Consider the following 6000-nt stretch of genomic DNA (forward strand, 5'->3'; position numbering starts at 1 on the left):
AAATCCCATCAACTGGGATTTATTAACCATCTGAAATTCCCATCAAGTGGGATGTACCAACCATCTGAAATTCCCGCTAATTGGGATGTACCAACTATCTGAAATTTTCATCAATTGGGATGTATCAACTATGTTAGCAAGCTTTCGACCAAAATCAACCCCCAGACACAGATTGAGCCGGTTCGTCACCAAAGAGGCGATCGCCCGCCTGCTCAAAATCAAGATAGAACAAATATATCGCTTCGAGTGCTGGGCGCATATCCTGTACGTGCACGCCAAAGGCATGAGTCGGTTTGTGAGTTATGCCGACTTTCCGCCTGTTTTGGGAGTGGAATCGCCCTCTGGTTTAGATTTTGGTTATTGGAAGCGCCGGATAGCGAGTCAGAAAGAGAGAAACGCGCCGGATTTTTGGGTAGATTTCTATGCAGAGAAATTTCATAAAGCTGTTTCTGTTGCTGAATTGTTCGAGTGGGGGGAAATGGTGGGGGTGATTAAATTGATGTTAAGTCGAATAGCTGTGGAGTCGCTGCGAAAGGTTTACGCCCAAGAGAAATCTCTGCTGGAACATTTTTAAATTATGACTTACACACGGGTGATTAGAAACCGGGTTTTTTTGCGAAAATACTGCATCCCAGCCCTTAACTAAGTGAAAAACCCGGTTTCTTTGCTGTGCGTAACTCCCATAAACTCCAGTCCCTTCCTGTAGGGGCGGTGGATGGTGCGTGCCCGCCCGCTAGGGTTCTGCCACAAACATTCAAAAAATTGGTTCAAGCTCGACAGCAACAGTTATAATTCTTCCATGTGCTTCCCTCTCTATCCCTCGTTAAGCCCATGAGTAACCTTTCAAACATCCAACCAGCAGAGGCGATCGCGGGAATTACAGGCTAAGTCCGCTCAGTCTGCGGTTATGCGTTTGGTGGGGTTCCCGCCGTCGGAGTCGAAGTAGGCTTTGACTAAGTTGGCTGATTATGTTTTTAGTCAATTTTATTAGGTGCGATCGCGCAGTTTTAGGGAAGATAATCAAATTGTGGTTTACATCTTGCCTGAAAGTTTTATATCAATTAATTGGAGTAATTTACAATGAGTGTTATTAGAAAATTTGTAATTTTGGAAGACCGTCAAAAAAGCTTGGAAACGACAATAGATTTTTTATTAAATTGTAAAGAATACTCTTGGGATAAAATTTATCTGTTTTCTGCTTTTGTTAGTGATGACGGGGTGAAAAAAGTAAAAAAGATTCTTGAACACCCTTATTTAAATGAAAATACGGAATTTGTGATTGCGATGGGAACAAAAAATTCTTTTAATAAACCTAGTGATATCGAAAATTTATTAAATTTTATAGATAAAAAATCAATGAATGTTAAAGCTAAGTCTGTTCGTTTTATATGTCCCACAAATAACTTTCATGTCAAAGCCTATTGTTTTTTAGGCCGTCATGTTAGAGACAATGACAATAGAGAAATAGGGTTTTCTATCATAGGGTCATCTAATCTAACCAAGGTAGGTCTTGAATGTGAGGGAGAATTATGTATTAGTATCCATAACTTAAATTTAACAAAAGGATTGATTGATCGTTGGTCAAATAAATATAAAAGTGAATCGCATCTGTGGAATCAACTAAGAATTAAGGAGTATGAAAGACAATATAATAAAGAACACTCTCGTAAAGATCAAGATGAAGTTATCCCACCGTCTCAAGAAAACTCTACGCCTGTAAATCAAGATCAAGCACCGATAACCAGCACACCACCAAATGGTAAATTTATTAAACTAGGTGTCATTAATGATATTGCTCTTATTGACAAGAAAAAGAGTCTCCTTGATGATTACAGTGAAGATGCTATAAACGCCTTTTACTCATCCAGAGAAACTATAGATCAAGTTAAAAATGATTTTCTTGTAGGTTCTTTATGCCTCTCAGTAGACATAGAAAACATATTCCGAATTGTTGAAATTGTTAAAATTATACCTTACCCTTACAAAACTGAACAAAACGAGATAAAAGGCGGTTTTGTAATATTTAGAGAAAATGTAACTTATGAGCCTTCTGATATTGGTGAAATTCTTGCGAATGAAAAGTATAAAATAATATCTGATGCAAAGAATATGGATAAATTACCTTATAAAACTCTAAAGGATTTGGAAGAAGAAGTTAAGAAAATGCTCAACGATCCGAATTATAAAAAAGGGCTAGAAAAAGGTAAGAAGAAGATGCAGAAGATGCAATTAGAAGAAATTGACGAACTATTAAAAATTAATGATATCGATTTAATAAAGGAAAAGCTAAAAGAACTCAAAGAATCCTATTCAATGTGACATCAATGTATTCTCAATGCCAACTTAATTTTACAATGGTTATGGGATAAAATCATCGTCTTTACCGGCCATAATAGTAATAGCAGGCTTCTTGCAAAAGTGCCATTAATTGTCAGAAAATCAAAGAGAATTTATTGTTTCAGAGTTTATCCTTATCTTAAGTCTTTGCTAAAAGTTTAAGTAACTTATTTGCTGGTAAGCCCGTAAGATGGCAGATTGAAGGAACTAGAGATAGTGTTAATATTAAGGTAATAGTAGAACCTGATGGGAGAGGAATCATTACAGCTTTCCCAACGAATCTACCTAAAAATTCCTAGCAATATTGTCAGGAGCTAAACAAATGTTTGACTATAAAATTGTAGAAAATAAACTCCATCAAGCCATTAACATCGTGAAACCACAACTTTCAGATACTCAAATAGAATTTTTGGTTTCAGACATTCAGGCTGGCGAGTGGAATTTGGCGTTAGAGACTTTGTGCGATATTCTCATTGAAGAAGAAATTTCCATAGATTTAAAGGGTTATGAACTCTTGCAAGAAGTGGGCAATATTTTGAACATGGAACGAGAAACTTGGGAGATGCTAAAAGTCCAAGTAACTCCTTGAGATGAGTTTCAATAAAGGAGGTTTTTATGTCTCGCACACTAGATATTTTTGTAGACTTACCGCAGGAAATCGAACATTTAATCAAAGAATTAGAGTTGATATTGGCTCTAAAATTCGAGCTTGTTTCTGATGGTACTGACAACTGGTATGAGTTTCGGAACTCAACAATCACTCTTACTGTAGGAAAGCATGATTTTGAAAACGATCGAGATATCAAATTTGAAGAATACCCTTATAACCTATCAATCAAAGCGCTAAATATCTCGAATGAACTTGATAGGCAAAAGTGGCGTGATGATTTTGCTAGTTATGTTTTCCAAAAATTGAAAGCTACAGAAAGCTATCGTTTAATGCTGGTGGATGACCTACAAGTGAAGTTAGAGGAGTTTGCGCCATTGGTGAAGGTTTGATCGAACATCATAATAGGCTTAGATGCAACAGGAAATTTAAAAGTAGTTTTCCATAGCTTTAAACAAACCGATCGCACTTCTTGCATAATTCGGCTCATTTGGGCCCGTAAAGCTAACTTCAGCGATAAATTATCGAATATGTTACACTTATGTCTAGAGAAGAGAAAGGGAGTCAAACAAAATGACAACTATCCAATCAATGACAACTGCAATAACATCCCTTTATGAACAGGATTTCTATCTTTGGTTGCAGACAACTATCAACTTATTAAAAGAGGGAAAGTTTTCTGAAATAGATTTAGAGAACTTATTAGAGGAACTAGAAAGTATGGGGAAAAGCGATAAAAATGCTTTGAAAAGTAATTTGAGGGTACTTTTAATGCACTTGCTTAAGTATAAATATCAGCCAGAAAAACGAACAAATAGTTGGTATTACACAATTTTAGAACATCGTAAACGCATCCGAGATACCTTCAAAACCAGTCCGAGTTTATATCGTTTTTTTGAAGAGATTTTTAATGAATCTTATCAAGATGCCAGAGAACTAGCCGCAGGTGAAACCGGTTTATCTATTGCGATATTTCCCCCAGAGTCTCCCTTTACGGAAGAAGAAGTTCTTAATCCTGATTTTTTACCGCCTGAGTGCGATCGGTCTGAAAATTCTGAAAATATTGAATAATTGAATCATAATAGTATCAGCGAATATGCAAAAGCGAGGAAATGACTATGGTCACTGCTACTGCTGTACAGGATAATCTTACTGTAGAAGAATTCATCACCGAGCCGCCCGACGACATGGAATTGGTAGACGGCCAACTTGTGGAGAAAAATGGCATGACAATCAAGACGGGGAAAATTCAGTTAAGCCTGGGGGAGGCTTGGAAAAATTATAAAAATTCCAGCGGACAAGGGGGAGAAGCTTATGTCGAAGTTCCTTGTCGCACTAGCCGACAAATTCGCCGTCCCGATGTCGCCTATCTCACACCCGAATTAGTCGCACAATATGGCAATCTTGCCACTTTACCCCAAAGTTTTCCCCTAATTGCCGAAATAGTTTCCCCTACCGATATCGCGGAAGATGTCTTTCTCAAAGCACAGGAATATTTAGCATCTAGCTGTCAGGAAGTCTGGTTAGTTTTTCCAGAAAGTCGTTTAATATTCGTGATAACTCAAGATAGAATGCTGACATTTAGATCCGGCGAAACTGCCACCACTCAACAAATCCTCAGCGGTTTCAGCATCGAGGTCGATCGACTGCTAGCTTAAACATCAAACTAAATTGCTACAATATTATTAAGATTCTCCCAGTCCGCGCCGGCGGACTTCGTTTGTAGAGCCTCCGAATTCTATTCGGTGGTGTTTAATCCAGATTTAATATCCCATCCTTCTCGGAGCACAAACCGCCATGTCAGACGACTTTTCCCTAGACGACCTTTTAAACAAAAGTTACGACGCTTTCAAAGACGCAGAAAACCAAGTGGGACAGTGCAATGTTTTAGTCATCGGCAAAACCGGAGTCGGCAAAAGTACCTTGATAAATTCTGTATTTCGCCAGCGCTTGGCAGAAACCGGAGTCGGCCGCCCCGTAACTCACGGTATTCGCCAATACACAAAACCGAATTGCCCGATCGCAGTTTACGACACTCCCGGACTCGAACTCAACGCCGAACAAATTAAACTTATTCAATTAAACGTTGCTAAACTAATTGAAGACCAAAGACTCCTGCACCCCAAAGAACACATTCACGTCATCTGGTACTGCATCAATCACAGCGCCAATAGAATAGAATCAGTCGAGGAAAACTGGCTGAAAGAAATGGAAGTCAAAGATGTACCAGTGATTTTAGTGCTCACTCAAACTACATCGAAAAAGCCCAGCGAGTTTTTCAAGCAACTGGAACACATGAATTTGCCAGTCAGTCAAATCATTCCAGTCATGGCAGAACCGGAAGAAATAGATGAGGATTATACAGTAAAATCTCACGGTTTAGACAAATTGGTGGATGCAACTTTTCAACTGCTGCCGGAAGTCGCTAAAAAAGCTTTTGTGAAAGAACAAATTGCCAATGTTTCGCTCAAATCTGACATGGCATTTAAGTATGTAACTGGTTATGTTGCCGGTTCTGCAATTGTCGGTGCGACTCCTGTACCGTTTGCTGATGCGCCGATTTTGATGGCGATGCAAACGGCAATGATTGCTAATATTACTGTGATTTTTGGAATGCCCTTTGATAAGGGGTTTGTTTCGGCGATGCTATCTGCGATTAGCGGTGCTGGCGGGGTTACTGCTGTGGGTAGAAGTATTGTGACTAATTTGATCAAAATGATTCCCGGTGCTGGTACTGTTGTCGGCGGTGCTATTTCCGGTGCAACGGCGGCAACTCTCACCCTTGCCCTCGGTTTGGCTTACATTGAAGTGCTTAAAACTTATATGAAAGCTCAAATTAATGGTGAAGAAGTTTCTTTGCAGCAGTTGACAAAGATGTTTGTGGAATTGTACAAGGATTATGCTAGTTCGGGACGCAAAACTTTGAGGGATGACAAGCAGAATCAACCGAAGCCTCCCAATCAAATTAATATTGAGTAAATGGGAATTGGGAATTGGGAATTGGGAATTGGGAATTGGGAATTGGGAATTGGGAATTGGGAATTGGGAATTGGGAA

At 38.9% G+C, this 6000-nt stretch carries 7 protein-coding genes; all 7 read left to right on the forward strand.

The features are described 5' to 3' along the window. Positions 1-130 precede the first annotated feature (130 nt). On the forward strand, positions 131-574 hold the full coding sequence (locus QUB13_RS28635) for a hypothetical protein (protein ID WP_333388024.1): 444 nt from the start codon (positions 131-133) through the stop codon (positions 572-574). A gap of 506 nt (positions 575-1080) precedes the next feature. After that, entirely contained in the window at positions 1081-2319 is a 1239-nt protein-coding gene (locus QUB13_RS28640; protein WP_333388026.1) for a restriction endonuclease PLD domain-containing protein, read from the forward strand. Between the two features lie 340 nt (positions 2320-2659). After that, positions 2660-2926: a MafI family immunity protein gene (locus tag QUB13_RS28645; RefSeq protein ID WP_333388028.1), complete on the forward strand. Its 267-nt coding sequence runs from the start codon at positions 2660-2662 to the stop codon at positions 2924-2926. 26 nt (positions 2927-2952) lie between these two features. Continuing rightward, positions 2953-3336: a hypothetical protein gene (locus tag QUB13_RS28650; protein ID WP_333388031.1), complete on the forward strand. Its 384-nt coding sequence runs from the start codon at positions 2953-2955 to the stop codon at positions 3334-3336. Between the two features lie 181 nt (positions 3337-3517). After that, entirely contained in the window at positions 3518-4015 is a 498-nt protein-coding gene (locus tag QUB13_RS28655; RefSeq protein ID WP_333388033.1) for a DUF29 domain-containing protein, read from the forward strand. A 47-nt stretch (positions 4016-4062) separates the two neighbouring features. Then, positions 4063-4602 carry a Uma2 family endonuclease gene (locus tag QUB13_RS28660; protein WP_333388038.1) on the forward strand — a complete coding sequence of 180 codons (540 nt, stop codon included), beginning with the start codon at positions 4063-4065 and terminating at the stop codon, positions 4600-4602. A gap of 139 nt (positions 4603-4741) precedes the next feature. Beyond that, entirely contained in the window at positions 4742-5923 is a 1182-nt protein-coding gene (locus tag QUB13_RS28665; protein ID WP_333087939.1) for a YcjF family protein, read from the forward strand. The last annotated feature ends 77 nt before the right edge of the window (positions 5924-6000 follow it).

Source organism: Microcoleus sp. B4-D4, assembly GCF_036705185.1.
Classification (GTDB): Bacteria; Cyanobacteriota; Cyanobacteriia; order Cyanobacteriales; family Microcoleaceae; genus Microcoleus.

What these genes read in the sequence shown, in the direction of transcription:
- QUB13_RS28635 (WP_333388024.1), top strand. Translation starts at nt 131, where the DNA reads ATGTTAGCAAGCTTTCGACCAAAATCAACCCCCAGACACAGATTGAGC.
- QUB13_RS28640 (WP_333388026.1), top strand. Translation starts at nt 1,081, where the DNA reads ATGAGTGTTATTAGAAAATTTGTAATTTTGGAAGACCGTCAAAAAAGC.
- QUB13_RS28645 (WP_333388028.1), top strand. Translation starts at nt 2,660, where the DNA reads ATGTTTGACTATAAAATTGTAGAAAATAAACTCCATCAAGCCATTAAC.
- QUB13_RS28650 (WP_333388031.1), top strand. Translation starts at nt 2,953, where the DNA reads ATGTCTCGCACACTAGATATTTTTGTAGACTTACCGCAGGAAATCGAA.
- QUB13_RS28655 (WP_333388033.1), top strand. Translation starts at nt 3,518, where the DNA reads ATGACAACTATCCAATCAATGACAACTGCAATAACATCCCTTTATGAA.
- QUB13_RS28660 (WP_333388038.1), top strand. Translation starts at nt 4,063, where the DNA reads ATGGTCACTGCTACTGCTGTACAGGATAATCTTACTGTAGAAGAATTC.
- QUB13_RS28665 (WP_333087939.1), top strand. Translation starts at nt 4,742, where the DNA reads ATGTCAGACGACTTTTCCCTAGACGACCTTTTAAACAAAAGTTACGAC.